The sequence below is a fragment of the Thauera sp. SWB20 genome (assembly GCF_000831325.1).
Classification (GTDB): Bacteria; Pseudomonadota; Gammaproteobacteria; order Burkholderiales; family Rhodocyclaceae; genus Thauera; species Thauera aminoaromatica.
The window spans coordinates 1-14734 of sequence record NZ_JTDM01000001.1 but is presented as its reverse complement, the minus strand read 5'-3'; the positions used below and the strand labels follow the sequence as shown (position 1 = coordinate 14734).

17 protein-coding genes are annotated in these 14734 nt (G+C 67.1%); all 17 read right to left on the bottom strand.

Going from position 1 to position 14734, the window contains the following annotated elements; translation table 11 throughout:
* Positions 1-258, bottom strand: a 258-nt coding sequence (locus PO78_RS00085) for a DUF3577 domain-containing protein (RefSeq protein WP_043741073.1), incomplete at its 3' end; no start/stop codon positions are given.
* 343 nt (positions 259-601) lie between these two features.
* The gene (locus PO78_RS00080; RefSeq protein ID WP_043741067.1) at positions 602-967 is read right to left on the bottom strand and encodes a DUF3085 domain-containing protein; all 366 of its coding nucleotides are present in this window, start codon (positions 965-967) and stop codon (positions 602-604) included.
* A 66-nt stretch (positions 968-1033) separates the two neighbouring features.
* Positions 1034-1831 (bottom strand): hypothetical protein, encoded by a 798-nt coding sequence (locus tag PO78_RS00075; RefSeq protein WP_043741066.1) that lies wholly within the window; start codon positions 1829-1831, stop codon positions 1034-1036.
* A 290-nt stretch (positions 1832-2121) separates the two neighbouring features.
* Positions 2122-2838 carry a DUF5983 family protein gene (locus PO78_RS00070; RefSeq protein ID WP_043741063.1) on the bottom strand — a complete coding sequence of 239 codons (717 nt, stop codon included), beginning with the start codon at positions 2836-2838 and terminating at the stop codon, positions 2122-2124.
* Positions 2839-3088: 250 nt separating this feature from the next.
* Positions 3089-3481, bottom strand: a complete 393-nt coding sequence (locus tag PO78_RS00065) for a hypothetical protein (protein ID WP_003141051.1) — start codon at positions 3479-3481, stop codon at positions 3089-3091.
* Positions 3482-3506: 25 nt separating this feature from the next.
* Positions 3507-3743, bottom strand: a complete 237-nt coding sequence (locus PO78_RS00060) for a hypothetical protein (protein WP_043741061.1) — start codon at positions 3741-3743, stop codon at positions 3507-3509.
* Positions 3744-4522: 779 nt separating this feature from the next.
* On the bottom strand, positions 4523-6538 hold the full coding sequence (locus PO78_RS00055; protein WP_043741058.1) for a DNA topoisomerase III: 2016 nt from the start codon (positions 6536-6538) through the stop codon (positions 4523-4525).
* A gap of 291 nt (positions 6539-6829) precedes the next feature.
* The gene (locus PO78_RS00050) at positions 6830-7213 is read right to left on the bottom strand and encodes a single-stranded DNA-binding protein (RefSeq protein WP_003141056.1); all 384 of its coding nucleotides are present in this window, start codon (positions 7211-7213) and stop codon (positions 6830-6832) included.
* Positions 7210-7758 (bottom strand): DUF3158 family protein, encoded by a 549-nt coding sequence (locus PO78_RS00045; protein ID WP_034021438.1) that lies wholly within the window; start codon positions 7756-7758, stop codon positions 7210-7212. The genes PO78_RS00050 and PO78_RS00045 overlap by 4 nt, the downstream gene beginning before the upstream one ends.
* Entirely contained in the window at positions 7755-8543 is a 789-nt protein-coding gene (locus PO78_RS00040; RefSeq protein ID WP_033986193.1) for a PFL_4669 family integrating conjugative element protein, read from the bottom strand. The genes PO78_RS00045 and PO78_RS00040 overlap by 4 nt, the downstream gene beginning before the upstream one ends.
* Positions 8544-8731: 188 nt before the next feature.
* Positions 8732-9484, bottom strand: a complete 753-nt coding sequence (locus PO78_RS00035; RefSeq protein ID WP_041589616.1) for an OST-HTH/LOTUS domain-containing protein — start codon at positions 9482-9484, stop codon at positions 8732-8734.
* Between the two features lie 238 nt (positions 9485-9722).
* Positions 9723-10916, bottom strand: a complete 1194-nt coding sequence (locus PO78_RS00030; RefSeq protein ID WP_023121162.1) for an STY4528 family pathogenicity island replication protein — start codon at positions 10914-10916, stop codon at positions 9723-9725.
* Positions 10917-10919: 3 nt separating this feature from the next.
* On the bottom strand, positions 10920-11480 hold the full coding sequence (locus tag PO78_RS00025; protein WP_010792177.1) for a DUF2857 domain-containing protein: 561 nt from the start codon (positions 11478-11480) through the stop codon (positions 10920-10922).
* A 17-nt stretch (positions 11481-11497) separates the two neighbouring features.
* Positions 11498-13141, bottom strand: coding sequence for a ParB family protein (locus PO78_RS00020; protein ID WP_023109326.1), 1644 nt, complete (start codon positions 13139-13141; stop codon positions 11498-11500).
* Positions 13134-13370, bottom strand: a complete 237-nt coding sequence (locus PO78_RS00015; RefSeq protein ID WP_023109327.1) for a hypothetical protein — start codon at positions 13368-13370, stop codon at positions 13134-13136. The genes PO78_RS00020 and PO78_RS00015 overlap by 8 nt, the downstream gene beginning before the upstream one ends.
* Positions 13354-14220 (bottom strand): ParA family protein, encoded by an 867-nt coding sequence (locus PO78_RS00010; protein ID WP_004265510.1) that lies wholly within the window; start codon positions 14218-14220, stop codon positions 13354-13356. Before PO78_RS00010 ends, PO78_RS00015 begins: the two co-directional genes overlap by 17 nt.
* A gap of 40 nt (positions 14221-14260) precedes the next feature.
* Positions 14261-14479 carry an AlpA family transcriptional regulator gene (locus tag PO78_RS00005; protein WP_003454927.1) on the bottom strand — a complete coding sequence of 73 codons (219 nt, stop codon included), beginning with the start codon at positions 14477-14479 and terminating at the stop codon, positions 14261-14263.
* Positions 14480-14734 lie beyond the last annotated feature (255 nt).

Here is a 14734-nt window from a genome sequence, read left to right as displayed (position 1 = left end):
CAGGCGGAAGCCGATCATCACCTTCTTCTCGGCGTCGACCGCCTGAATGCAGCGGCGCACCAGGTGCTGCGCTTCCGATCCCGATACGCGCGTGTCGAAACGCACATACGAGACGTCGTCGCTGGGACCGTTCAGGGCCGCGATGTCGCAGGCCAGGAACGCATCGCCTTTCTTGGGCTTCACTTCGCGGATGCGATTGAGGTACCCGAGGCCGGTGATGTGCAGATCGAAGTAGGATTTTTCGTTGGAAGTGGTCATGGTGAATCTCCTGAGAACAATGAGGCGGAGACACACCCGACCCAGGCGGGGAAGGTGTGGAACCCCCGCGTGGGTTGATGGAACAGCTTGGTGGCATCGCCATCGATAACCGATGGCCGTTCGCGCATGGATGCCGGTGCGAACTGGAGTGATCAACGCGGTCGGAACCGCGTCGCAGCCTTGAAGATCGTGGCTGCCTGGGCATGTCGCTGACAGACGTCAGCGGAACATGGCCGGAAGCGTGGCGCCAGGACGGCGCGCATGCGAGCGGCAATCGGCACTCGCGGCTGTCCGCATTGCCGGGAAGAAAGAGGCCCCCGGAGCGGGGGCCAGGGATGGGCGGTCAGTTACCGCTGGGCGTGGAAGGAACCGCTTGCAGCGACAGGTGTGTCGCGGTGGCGGACACGTCGAGGTCGTCCTCGCTGTGCAGGATGCGCGCAAACACGCCCTCCTGCGGATCGAAGAACTCGCCGAAGTCGTCGCCACCGAACTCGGCGCGCGCCAGCTCCCACCAGCCATCGAACGCATCGACATCCGGGTTGCAGCCGGCGGCATAGGCGATGGTCTTCTGGCGACCATCGGGTCGGCGCTCGCCGCGCTCGGCCAGGAAGTACACGCCGTGATCCTTGACCAGGATGACGCGGCACTGATTCGCCACCGCTTCGGCGAGCACGGGCCGCAGCTCCGTGCCTTTGAATCGAACAGTCATGGGTGTGATCTCCAGGGAGGCAGGAAGAGAGGCTTCCCGCCGCGAAGGCGGGAAGCTGCTGGGAGGTCAGTGCCGGACAGCCTTGCGACCCGACAGGCACTGCACGCGGATGCGTCTCCAGCTCCCGTCGTCGATCAGCCGTTCCAGCGTCTCGCCGAGGGTGTCGAAGAACACCTCATCGACCCGTTCGACCAGCTCGCCGGCGCGGTGCAGCTCCACCGCGTAGAGGTCGAGGCCACGCTCATACAGCACGGTGACGCGACCCTGGAACTTCATCGTGGCGACGGTGAAGCCGATGGCCGGTGGCGTGCGGATGATGTCGGCGGGCAGCGGATCGACCCAGGTGATGTCCCGCGCACCGGCATCCACCAGCATGTGGGTGACGCGCCGGAAACCGTCGGGAGCGGGCAACTGCTCCAGTTGGACGATCAGTTCCTGGAGCTCGGGGCAGCGCGGCTCGGGGATCGGCAGCTTCGCCGGTGCGGACCCGAGCACGAACCGCTTCACCGTGTAGGGCTGGCCGTCGGCGGTGAACTCGGTTTGCTCCTCGGGCGTGTCCGCCCGCTGACCGTCGAAGCGGCGTCTGACATAGGGTTCGACCTGCACCTTGGCGCCCTCGTCGGGCACTTCGGTCACGAGGGTGCGATCGAGCACCGCGAACTCGGCCCGTCCCGTCTTGACGACGATAGCCTCGTCGGTGGTGGCGATGACCTTGCCCTCGAAAGGCTTCGGGTCGATGTGAAAGCCCAGCGTCGAAACCTTGGGCTGGCCGTCGAAGATGTTGAACTTGAACGAACGGACGTTGGAAGGCACATGACCGACAACGAGCGTCGGCATCTGTGCGCGGATGGTTTGGGTATCCATGGGGAGACTCCTTGTGGCAACCAAGGGACTCCCGCCCGCAAGGGAGGTCGGTCCCTTGAGGGTGAGGTGGATGGACGCGGGTGCGCCCGGAGAACGAAGCAACCAGCACGGCGAACCGCGCCGCAGTCTCGAAGGTCTCGACTGCCTGGGCATGCTGCCGGCAACGCCAGCGAACATGCGGCCAGCGTGCGGCACATGGCGGCGGCCGTCCGCCTGGAATCGGCAATGCGCCGGCACCGCGTTCCGCGAAAAAGAAGAGCCCCGACGTGGGGGCTCGAATGGGTTGCGGGTTACTCGTCGTCGTAGAGCGTCAGCCCGTCCAGCACTGGCGCGTCGGCATCGAACACCAACATGCGAACGTCGGCGAGCGCAGCCAGGTGCAACACTTCCACGAGGGACTCCGGCACGCCCTTGGCCCGGTGCTCCTGCCGCAGCTCTTCGGCGGTGATGCCCTCGACATGCTGCAGGTTCGCATCCGTCCAGGGCGTGGCGATCAGCTTCACGCCGACCGCCGGGCTGTAGGGAATGCGGAAGGCCACGAACAGAAAACCGCTCGGCGTGGCGATGTCCGCCAGTTCGGCGAGGAAGCGACCGGCCTCCTCGGTGATGTGCGCCGAACTGATTTCCCAGGCACGGCTGTAGAACCCGGTCTCGAAGCGCAGGCGGCGTACCACCTCGCGCGCGGCTTCCTCGGAGTAGGTATCGCCGACGTGCAGCGGCTGGCCGGCTTCTTCGGCCATGACGGCGTAGACGAGGTTTCGGGCGATGCCGTGGCTGGGGCACTGCGCGTCCAGCTCGGGCGGCACGTTCTGGCCTTCCGTGATCAGCGCGAAGTCGTCGCAGAAGACGCAGGCATGGAGCTCGACCTGGCTGTCCGGCAGGTGCGACTGCGAGACGTGCAGCGGGAGGTAGCTCAGCGGGCAGTCGTCGTCGTAGGCAATCGCCAGCAGCCGTTGCACGGACAGGCTATCGTAGCCGCGGACGAAGGGATTGTTGGAATGGGACATGGGATTCCTCCAGCAGAGGATGGCCGAGGCAATCCCCTGCCGGGGATTGAACCCCAGCGAGTGGATGAAGTGGCAGCCGGTCAGCCGGCCGCGGCGTCGGGCCGCCCTGGTGGCGGGCGGTGCAGTTCAGTGGAAGATGCTGATTCGGGACATGGCCGCTCCTGCGAAAGGAAGGAGGGACATGGCCCCGAACGGGGACGCATGTCCCTCGTGGGGTGGGATGAAAGGACGGTGGGTTGCCAGGCGCGGCTCACCAGCCGTTGTAGTGCAGCGTGAGGTCAGCGATGACCTGGCGCCGTTCCAGATCGAGGCCGCCGAAGTCGGACAGCCCCTCGAAGCCGCAACGCTTGAGCATCGCGCCGCCCTCGCGGGAGTTGTAGAAGCTCACCATCGCGGACAGGAACATGCGTTGACCGCTGCTCAGCACACCCAGGGCGTCGTTGAGCATCAGCATGTTGGGCCGCAGGTCCCACTTGGTGGTGGCACGCTGCAGACCTTCGCGTGTGCCGTCGCCGAACCACTCGTGGCCGGCGATCTGCGCGCCGCGCTTCCAGGCCTCGAAGAAGGCCTGCGGTGCAGCGTCGAAGTGCGCCTGTTCCAGCGCCATCTGATCGAGCACGTCTTCGGGTAAAGACAGATTCATGAGAGAACTCCTTGAAGGGTGGGAATCAGGGGTGAGCGCGCTGTGTCCAGGCATGGGTATCCAGGGCGCGCTGTGCTGCGAGGTGGTTCGGGAAATACTCGACGGACTCCCGCGATACCGGGCCTTCGTCGTCTTGTGTGCCGATGTAGTGGCCGGCCGCGCTGCGCAGCACCTGTAGCGGCAAACGCTTGCCGGTCCAGACCAGCGCCAGCGCACCACTGCGCACTGCGGTCGCAGAGGAAGATGCGGAAGGTTCAGACATGCCGTGCTCCTTGGTGGGTCGGGGAGCACGCATCCCGCGGGGGATGGGGTTCCCCTCGGGTGGTTGAGAAAAGGGCATCGTCGCCAGGCCGGCGAGCGTCCGCGGTGGGCGATGCGAAGCGGACTGGATCGGTCAACGCGGCGAACCGCGTTGCAGTCTTGAAGACCGGGACTGCCAGGGCATGCCGCTGACGACTGTCAGCAACGCATGGCGTGAGGATGGGCGCGAAGCATGGCTGTCGTCGCAGGGAAAACCGAATCGCGGACGGCCCGCTTTAGGGCAGGCCCGCGTCACGGGACAAGGCACAGACCAGGGCGCCGAAGGCCACGCGGGCCTTCGGCTGGAGAGGAAGGAAAACCACCTGTGGGCTGCGTCAGCGCGGGCCGTCGTCAAAGCCGTTCGCTGCGTCTGCAATCGCACCCGGCCCGTTTCGTGGCTGGGGCCGGAAACCTCTGGCGTGCATCCACACACAAAGGGAGCCCGTTGTTCCGCCGGCGGGCACCGGCACGGAATACCCTCGGCCCAAGGGGCCTCCTCACGGCTCGCGCGGCGGCAAGGCGTCAGGAAGCCCCTCATGACCGAGGCAAAGCACACCGATCAAGGGAATGGCGGCGGGCGCGATTCGTGGAGCAATGACCTTCTCGCCCCGTCGCCCGACGGCGGGCAGACGGGGCGCGCACACCGTTGCAGAAGGAGACGCGCGCTTTGGAGTCCCGCGCGGTGCGGGACGTTTGCCTCGCCGCCAGTGAAGTGGCCGGCGCGGCAGGGGGAAGCGAGGATCAGGACGCCTTGGAGGCAGCGCGCCGCTTGCGCGGTGCGCTGCGCCGGCCCGTCGGGGACTCGATCGGCAACGTGCCCTTGCAGTCCGGGTAGCGCGAGCAGGACCAGAACGCGCCGCTCTTGCCCGTGCGCTGCTGCATCGGTGCGCCGCACTGCGGGCAGGCCGGCGCCGGCGGCAGCTTGAGCGAGAGCGTTGCGCCGCGATACTGCTGCACGAGCTGGCCGAGCCACACGGACTGCTTCTCGATGAAGGTGTCCAGCGCCATCTGGCCGGCCTCGATCATGTCGAGCGCCTGCTCCCACACCGCCGTGGTGCCGGGGTCGGCGATGGCCGAGGGCACCGCGTCGATAAGCGTGAATGCCGCGTCGGAAGCGCGGACGGCACGGCCTTTCTTGACCAGGTAGCCGCGGCCGATCAGACCGTTGATGATGTTGGCGCGTGTCGCCTCGGTGCCGATGCCTGTGGTATCTCGCAGCTTCTGTTTCAGCCGCGGGTCGGTCACGAACTTGGCGACAGTCTTCATGGCCTTGATCAGCTCGCCCTGCGTGTAGGGCTTGGGCGGCAGCGTCTTCAGCGCCTTGAGATCCACCTTGCCGACCGGGCAGGACAGGCCCGCATGCAGCGCCGGCAGCACCTGGCTGCGCTGCGCATCCTCGCCGTCGGCATCGTCCGGCCCCGGCGTCGCCAGCACCTCGCGCCAGCCGGTGACGGCGATCTGCTTGCCCACGGCCGCCAGCGACTGACTGCCGCACGAGAACTGCGCTACCGTCCGGTCGAACTCATGGTGCGGGAGGAACTGCGCGAGGTAATGAGCGCGGATCAGCCGGTAGACGGCCAGCTCCTTCTCGTTCATGGCCGACAGGTTGGCGGGCTCCAGCGTCGGGATGATGCCGTGGTGAGCCGACACCTTGCCGTCGTTCCAGGCGCGCGAACGCTGGTTGCGGTCGAGCTGGCCGATCAAGGGCCGCAGGCTGGGATCGGTGGCGAGCAGTGCATCGAGCACCGCCGGCACTTCCGCGAGCATGCTTTCGGGCAGATATCCCGAGTCGCTGCGCGGATAGGTCGTCGCCTTGTGCGTCTCGTACAGCGCCTGCGCGATGTCCAGCGTCTCCTGCACATCGAGGCCGAGCTGACGCGAACACACTTCCTGCAAGGTGCCCAGATCGAAAGGCAGCGGCGGTGCCTCGCGCACGCGCTCGGTGTCCACCGACACGACCTGCGCATCGCGTGCCGCGCGAATGCGATCCGCAGCCTGCTGCGCCACCGGCTGCTGAAGGCAGCGACCCGCTGCATCCGTGCTGCCTTCGGGCGGTATCCAGCTCGCGGTGAAGGACCGGCCGGCATGGGATAGCAGCACATCCACGGCCCAATACGGCATGGAGACGAATCGCGCGATCTCGCGATCACGATCCACGACCAACTTCAGCGTCGGCGTCTGCACGCGCCCCACCGACAGCACGCCGGTGTAGCCGGCCTGCCGACCTAGAAGCGTAAACAGCCGGCTCAGGTTCATGCCGATCAGCCAGTCGGCGCGCGATCGGGCGAGTGCGGAGAAATACAGCGGCAGCGTCTCGGCGGACGGCTTGAGCGCACCCAGCGCTTTGCGGATCGACGCATCGTTGAGCGCCGACAGCCACAGGCGCTGAATCGGCCCGCGGTAGCCGCACAGGTCGATGATCTCGCGGGCGATCATCTCGCCCTCGCGGTCGGCGTCGGTCGCTATCACCAGCTCGCCCGCCTTGGCGACGAGCTGCTGCACGACCTTGAATTGCGCTGCGGTCGCCGCCTTGGGCTCGACACGCCAACGCTCAGGAAGAATGGGCAGTTGCTCGATGGCCCAGCGCTTGTATTGCTCGCCGTAGCCTTCGGGCGGAACCGCCTCTACCAGATGACCGATGCACCAGGTCACGACGACACCCGCGCCGCTGTAGCAGCCGTTGCCGCGTTGACCGGCACCCAGCACACGGGCGATGTCCTTGCCCTGGGACGGCTTCTCGCACAGGAAAAGGCGCATGAAGCCTCCTTGGAAATGTGCGGTTCATCGGATGGGCGTCAGCTTGGCGGGGCCAGGAGATGCCGGCAGCAAGGAAGTCGATTGATGCAGACACCGCTTTGTGATCGGCAGGCGGTTCGTTGCCGCAGCGGTGTGCATAGATCGGAGCTGGCACAGCAAGAGCGTCGTTTCGGGAGGGCGGCTGGAACTCCGTGGACGACCTTGGAGCTATCCCCTGGGGATAGCTCGCTGGTGCATCGCGGGCGTATGACGGTTGCTACAGTCGCCCTCGGGGGAACGGCGATGGGCGAATTACTGTCCGCCGGCCGGCTTGGTGCTGAGCGCCACCGACTCGATGCGGTACGGCAGGATGCCCACGCGCCGCGCCTCGACCTTGAACGTCACGCGCTCGTTCTCGTCGGCGTCCTCCCATTCGTCGCGCACGGTGCGGCCCTCGACCAGCACCCGCATGCCTTTCTGGTATAGCGTCTTCCAGTGCTCGGCGTCGCGGTGCCACAGCTCCACGGGCGCCCAGAAGCCGCCGCGATCTTCGTACTCGCCGTCCTTCTTCGGGATCGGGTTGTCGAAATAGACGTTCAGGCGAAGCAGCCGGCGCGGCTCGTCGTTGCCGTTCGGGAATTCGCGGTAGTCCGGCGCAGAACCGATGTTGCCCTCGCCGACGAAGTGCGTGCTCATGGTGACTCCTTGGTGGTGGGTGGAACGGCCGCGGTATGCCCGTGGACACGCCGCAGGTAAGCCGCTTCGGCCTGGGCGGCCTTGCTGGCGCATTCCAGGGCTTGGCGAGCGATGCTGTGGGTCAGGCTGATCTGCATGTTCAGCACGATGCGCTGCAGTTCCATCGCGTACAGCTCGTCGATCAGCGAGGCCGGCGTCGCGGGGTTGGCCAGCAGGGCCTCCCACAACGCCACGCCCATGGAGGAACGGTCGAGGTTGCGCCAGCGCAGGAAGGTCGTCCCTGCGCCAGTGGCCTGCTGGGCCAGTTGCACGTGGAGCAGGCTGAAGGGGTAGGCGCGCGCCTGGGGCAGCACGCGCCGCTGCGCCAGGCCAATCACGTCGTCGCGCAGCGCCGCGCACTGGCTGGCCCAGGTCTCCAGACTCCCCTTACCCTTAAAAGGCTGTAAAAGGCCTTTTAGGTAGCCTGCGTGTTCCAGCCGCTGGAAGTCCGCCTGTTCCAGCGCCACGAAGCGCGTGGAGTGGCTGATGGGGGGCGATGCCGTCATGCGTCAGTACCCTCATCGCCCGCCGCACCATCGGCTGCGCCATCCGTGTGAGCCGGCGCATCGGGCTTGATGGCGGGCGCAGCAGGCGGCGTGCCGGGCTTGGTCGTCCGCCGCGCGATCGGTGGCGCGAAGCGCGAGCGGCGCGTGCCTTCCAGCACGTCCTGCGGCAGTTCGCCGAACTTCTCCAGCGCCGCTCGTGCCGCCGCGTTCTTCGCCGCGAAGTCGTCGCGCGTCGTGCCCGAGTAGCGGTACTGCTGGGCGAGCGAGAACAGGCTGCGCAGCGCGTGCGCGCCATCATTGAGCCAGCGCTCCAAGGTGCTGCGGTCGATCAGCGCCGTGTGGTGCGCCAGGATGAGTTTGCGCGCCAGGTCGTCGTAGTCAGCCAGCAGGTACACCGCCATGAAGCCGAGCTGTGCATTCACGAACAGCGGCAGCTTCACCGGCTGCACATTCATGTTCTCGCCCAGCGACAACGCCGCTGGCACGTCGGCCAAGGCCTGATCCACCTGTTCGCGCAGGGTCTGCAGGCGGGTCTTGGTGTCGGCGAGCTTGTCCTCGATCCGCAGCATCCACCAGTCCGAGTACGGGTCGTCCTGCTCGGCGCCGCGCTTCATCTTGTTCATGGCGCCGATGAAGCCGTTGAGACCGATGATGCCTGGGCGCCCCTCGGTCGGCGCGCGGCCGTGCCAGATGCGCGAAGCGTGGTGCGTGTGCAGCGTCAGCGACATCGCGCTGCGCAGCGATCCGAGATTCAGTTGCAGGGGTTCTGTGCGTTCGTTGGCCATTGGAGCGACTCGCGGTGAAGGGGCGAGTCGCCAGCATCGGCATCGGCCGGAAGGCTGTCAGTCAACAAACCGCAGCCCATGCGCGCCCGGTTTGTTCTGCGCGGAAGGCTGTGTGTGCCGGCTATCCCCTGGGGATAGCTCGGCGGATGTGTTCGCGGCTCGCGCGGAGGTGAGACCGCGTTGCGGGGCTATGCCTCGCGAGGTCTGTACCAGGCGGCCCGTTGCCCCTCCACCTCACGGTAGCGAAGCTCGAACAGGCGGCACTCGTGCACCACCTGCCGCCAACTGCTGCAGCCGTAATTGGCTGGAAGCTGCTCGGGATGCCGGTCCGCGATCCAGCGGCCAGCGGCGGCGATCGGTGTCCAGCCCTCGACGGCCAACTGCGCGGCGGCCTCGCGTAGCGCACGAACGATGCCGGCGGCCGGCCAGTCCACCGTGCCGTCCGGCGCGATGCCATTGACCACCAGGTCGTGGAACACATCCGAGTGGACGAATTCCGCTGCCAGGCGCCGCGCCTGATCCATGTGCTCGGCCCAGCCGCGCAACTGCTCGAAGTGCTGATCGATGCGCGTGTAGGCGGAACCGAGTTCGTCCTGTGCAGCGCGGCACCCGTCCACGGTCCATAGATCGTGCTGGTCGATGAAGTGGTGCACCAGTGTGTTGCGCAGCGATACCAGGTCTTTGAGGTCGGCCTGGGTCTTGGCGTAGTCCTGCGCAGACAGGCTCAATTGCACGCGCGTGCGAAAGGAGATCACGTCGCCGGGAAGATCGTCGTCGCGTTCCTCGCCGCCATTTCCATCGGTGACGACATACGAACCAAACAGTTGTCCGATCAACGTGCCCAGGGTCTTGGTCGCGGCATCTTCAATCCGCGCTGCGCGAATGGCCTCCAGCGAATGCGCCGGGCCTGAAATCTCGTGGTGGGCCACGATGGCTTTCATGAGGCGCTCGTATTGTTGAAGGCGCAACAGGCATCTGCCCAGCAAGCGCTGAACGTCTGGCTGTAGTGGTTGCAGTGCGTTTGTGACGGGGAAAGTCGTCATATCCATCGTTGGCCGGGCTCGTGCGTGGCTGTCCTCGTTTGATTCACAGGCGACAGTTTCGCCTGTCGTTCGGCGGGCAGCAATCGAGCACGGCGGAAGGGTGTTTGTTCCAGCTATCCCCTGGGGATAGTCAACATCAGCGATCACGCAAGGCTTCTCGGAGCTGAGCCAGGTAGGCACGTGCCACCTCGGGATCAGCCGCACGGGATGCTGGCGGTGACGAGGGCGCAGGTGACGGGGGCGCTGGCGGCGTCGATGCACTTTCTCCGGCCCAGGCCTTGAACTCCCCGCGGATCGCCTTCTGGATGATGCCAAACAGGTAGCCGGCCGGGTTGCGTACCGCGCTGTTGTGGCAGCGTGCCGCCCACTCGTCGAGAACGGCCTGCCTCTGCGCCTCGTCCACCTGCTGCAGCGCCACCAGCGCGCCGGCCTGCTGCTCGTCCTTCAAGCGCAGGAAACGCTCGGGCAGCCGCAGGTTCTGCAAGGCCCTCGCGCGCGGTACTGTACGTACTTCATTTATACGATCATTACGTACTGTACGGTCCTCCTTCGGAATCCAAAGAGAGCCGTCCGGCGCGGGTTTCGGTCCTGCTTCGGATTCCGAAGACGGGCGCGCAGCATTCCGAAGAAGGGCTTCCTGGCCTTCTTCGGATTCGTGGTCCGCACCCTCCTGTGGATAACCTGGCGTCGTCCAGCCATGCCGCGCCATGCGCTGCGCCAGCACTTGCAGACGGGTCGGCAGCGTGCGCCCGCTGAGCAGCGGGTCTTCGGCGATCTCCCGCAGCGTGTTCATGCCCACGACCTGCACCGCCTTCGCCGCGTGCGTGAGCGCCTGGCTCACCAGGCCCAGGTAGTCCGGGTCGAGCTGCATCGCCTCGAAGGGTGACAGCGGTTCGTCGTGCAGCACGTAGAGGTTGCCTTGGATACGGCCGGTCTTGGGATCGCGCCGCCGCCGCACCAGGCTGAGCCAGCGCGTCAGCCGCAGCAGCGTCAAGGCGCGCGCCACGGTCTCGTGCGAGGCTTGCGCCGCACAGGGCATGGACGCCAGATATGGGCGGAGCTGGTCGTAGGTGGGAAAGGCGGTCACGCCGTCGTCGTTGAGCTGCAGGCGGAACACCTGCCAGGCATTGCGCTCCAGCGGCGTCAGGCGCCGGTCGAAGAACAACGCGCGCGGCACGCTCTCGTGCCGGTTGCCGCTGTAGAGAAAGCCGTCCTGGCTCGGCGCCGTGCCCTGCGCCGGTTCCTTCGGCTCAAGGTGCCGCAGCGCCTCGTCGAACAACGCCGACAGCGCAACCGGGCCATCACGCCGTGGAGCGTCGCCCGTCGTCATGACCTACACCAGCCCCTGGTCGACCCAGTTCCGTATCGCCGACCAGATCACCGACATGGGCAGGGTCATGGCCTCGGCCAGGTCCATGGTCAGCGCCAGCATCGCCATGTCGTCGTTCAGTGCGATGTGCCGCTCCGTGATGCCGGCCTTCCAGCGTTCCCACAGGGCCACGTCCTGCGCCTCGTCGAGCACCGGATGCCGACCCTTGCGCTTGGGCAGCCCGAGGATGTCGCGGCGCAGCGCCACTTCCTGATGCGTGAGGCCGTAGAACTTGCTGACCATCTCCGTGCTCGCCCCCAGGCGCAGCATGCGGTCCACCGTGGCGATCTCCCGCTCCACGTCGTGCACCTGGCTCAGCAGCCGCTTCAACACTTCCCGGTTCACCGACACCGAACACCACGACACCGTGGCATTCACCAGCATGCTCACGAGTTCTGGGTGCTTCAGCGCATCCAGCTCCTCCTCACCGAAGCCCATGGCCTTGCAGCGGCGCAACTGGCCGTTGCGCAGGTCATGCAGGGCCTGGGCGATCACGGCCTGGTTGAGCGGGTGCGGTGCCGACATACGGGAGCCTCCTGCGCTCAGGAATCCTGGCTCGCTACGCCGGCTTCCAGATCCAGCAGCCGACGCGCCAGGCGCAGCAGACGGAACAGCTTTACCAGCCCGGCATCGCTCAGGCGCGTGACCAAGCCGCCGTGACCATGCAGCAGCGGCCCAAGGTCATCGGCCAGCCGCGCGCTGTCCAGCCCGGTCGCGGGTGCCGGCGCGGTGCTCAGCGCGTGCAGCAGGGTCAGCATCGCACGCGCGAACGCCGGGAGCGCCTTCGCCTGGCCCACGGCCGGCGTCACGCAGACGAAGCCGATGCCGCCATCGCTGGCTTCGATGTGGTCGCCCACCGCCGCTTCCCCCGCGATCTCGCGAGCGAACTGCGAGATATGCACGCGCAGGCGATCCGGCACGTCCAGGCCCGGCTCGATGTACCAGACATCCGAGATGGGAAAGAGCCCGCCAACCTGCACCGGGATCGCACGCAGCGCATCTGCCTCGAAGTCGGGTAGCTTGTCGCCGAGCTGATCCGCGACCATCCGCTGGATGGACTGCAGGCGCTCGGTGGTTGGGGCCGGCGTCACGATGTGCCCCTGCAGGCGCTCGTCGCGCTGCCCGTCCCGGGCGTTTGGTGCAGCGGCAGGTGGTGCCGAGGGTGTCTCTGCCGGTGGCGCGACGGGCGAGGTGTCCCGTGGCGTTGGCGCCGCGGGCGACAGTTGCGGCGTGATGGCTGGCGCCGCAGGTGCGACAGGCGTTGCCGGGTTCGGCGCGGCCGGCTCGCTGGTCAATACTCGCTGACGGCTTTCGCTGTCATCGACCTCCAATGCCAGCGTGTCGTAGTCCGCTTCCAGCAGCTCGGCCATCTGACCCACCAGTTCGTCCTGCACGCGCTGGGGCGAGAAGCCCTCCGGCTGCGTGTCGAACTGCGACAGCACATCCTGAAACAGCGAAGCGAAGTCCACGGTCAGCGGCCGGCCCAGCGCACGCCGCTCCCAGGTGCGCTCGCACGCCTTGCGCAGCACTGCGAGCCGGTCCACCTGATGCCGGCCCAATCCGCCGTACAACAGCGTCGGGATCGCCGGCAGCAGATAGCGCACCGCATCGTTCATGCGGCTGATGTGTGACTGCGGCACCGGATAGCCGTCGGCCGTCAGTCGCCGCGCGAGTTCGCTTTGCGACAGCGCCTGGCCGCTTTCCTGCTCGTAGAACTCGCGCGCCTTCTCGATGCCCAAGGCCCGCTCGATGAAGGTCAGGCCGCCGCGCAGCTCGTTCTCGGCCAGATGCCCGGTCAGCGCCACGATTTCGCCGCGCGCCGGCCACGGGCGGAACAGGCACGCAATGCGGAAGAAGCGTTCCTCCTTGGTCTCGCTCCACAACTCGCGCAGGATCGCCAGCCGCGTGTTGCCGCCGTTGCGAATAATGTAGTGCGCCTCGCCCGGCCTGCGCGTGATCGCGGGGGGCGCGTCCAGCCCACGTTCGCGGATGGACGCCTTGATCTCCGCATAGGCCGGGTTGCGCGTCACGCGTGGGTCGTGGTCGTAGGGCCGCAACTGGTCCAGCGTCACCACCATCGGCGTGTCGGCGATGGGGTCGCTCAAGGTCGCGGCCGAAGGGCCGCTGCGCTCGAAGCCGGTGGCCAGCAGCTTGGCAGCCATGTCCTGCGGCGTCAGCTCAGCCACGGCCATTCTCCTGCGCCTGTCGGTCGGCGCGGCGAAGCTGCGCACGGGCGTTGCGCTCGGCGCGGTGGTCGCTCGCCGTCGAGCTGGTGTAGATCGGCGCGCAGCCTTGCTTCGTGAACAGCAGGTGCCCGCCGCGGGTGCGCACCACCTTCCAACCTTCTCCCAGGGCGAACTCGATCAGCCCTCGCAGCCGCTTGTGGCCGCGGGCCAGGTCATGTGCGCTGGCCATGGCCGGCCCCTCCCGCGTCGCCTCGGCCGGTGACGAGCGCAAAGCGCTCCTGCCACGCCGGGAACAGCTCGCCGGCCAGCGCGCGCATGGTCTCCAATGCGGCAGGTGCCGTGCGGCCCGCCGGCTGGCGGTATTCCACCCGATGCACCGGCAGTCCGCGCGTCGCGGCGCGCGGATAGGCTTCAATCGCCGGCACGTCGGTGTCCAGCACGCGCACGCCAGGCTGCTCCTGGAATACCTGACGCAGCGCCTGCTGGATCAGCCGCGCATTCGACGACACCGGATGCACGCGGTTGATGAGCAGGTGCAGCGGCGGCGGCTCGATGCCGAGGTGGCGGTACGGCGCGATGTCCTCGATGAGTTGCAGCGTGCCGCGCCGCAGCTCGCGCGCCGCGAGGATTTCCGGCGTCACCGGCGAAAGCGCCAAGTTCGAGGCCAGCACCGCCATCTCCAGCAGCACGCTGCGCGCGCCCTGGGTGTCGATCAGCAGCAGGTCGTAGTGCGGCGCCAGCGTGGGCAGCAGGTGGCGCAGCCGCAATCTGCCATCGGGCGCGTGCAGCAGCAGCGTGTTCAGCTCGCCGCGGTCGTCGTTCGAGAGCACCAGGTCAAGCCGCTCGATCGCGGTGCGCGACACCAGTTGCTCGGCGCGCTGCTCGTTGTAGGCCAGCATCTCGTAGATGCCGGCCGGCGCGCGCTCGGCCAGCGTGAAGTAGCTCGACAGCGTGGGCTGCACGTCCAGGTCCAGCAGCAGCACGCGCAGCCCGGTGTCGGCTGCGAAGCCGCCCAGGTTGGCCGCCGTCGTGGTCTTGCCGACGCCGCCCTTGGTCGAAATGATGGACACCACCTGCATGGGCCTCTCCCGGTTGAATGGCATGTACCGAGGAAAAGCGTCAGGCGCGCTCATCGAGGCGATCGGCGATCCATTGCTCGACCTCCGCCGAGTCCCAGCCCACGGCGCGCACGCCCAAGCGCAGCGCCTTGGGGAACTTGCCTTCTTTCATCAGGCTGTAGATGTGCGCGCGCTTGAAGCCGGTTTTGGCCTCGACTTCGGCGCGACGCAGGATGCGGTGCTCGGCCGGCACTGCCGGCGCGGTGGTCTGCGAAGACATGAGAGACACTCCTTGACGCTCACTGGCGCTGTTCGGAAAGTGCCTCGTATTCAATACACCGCGGTCGCCGAAATCACTGCAATTGCAGAAGCAGCGACTGCAATTGCAGTGCGCCGCATCGGCATCATGCTGGCCGCGTCGTCAGCGCGACGCCTCCAGGTGGCGCCGCGCCTGCGCGAGCTTGCTCCACAGCGTCCGCTCGCTGAGACCCGGCCGCCCCTCATGGTGTGCGATCAGCGCGCTGACCACGGCATC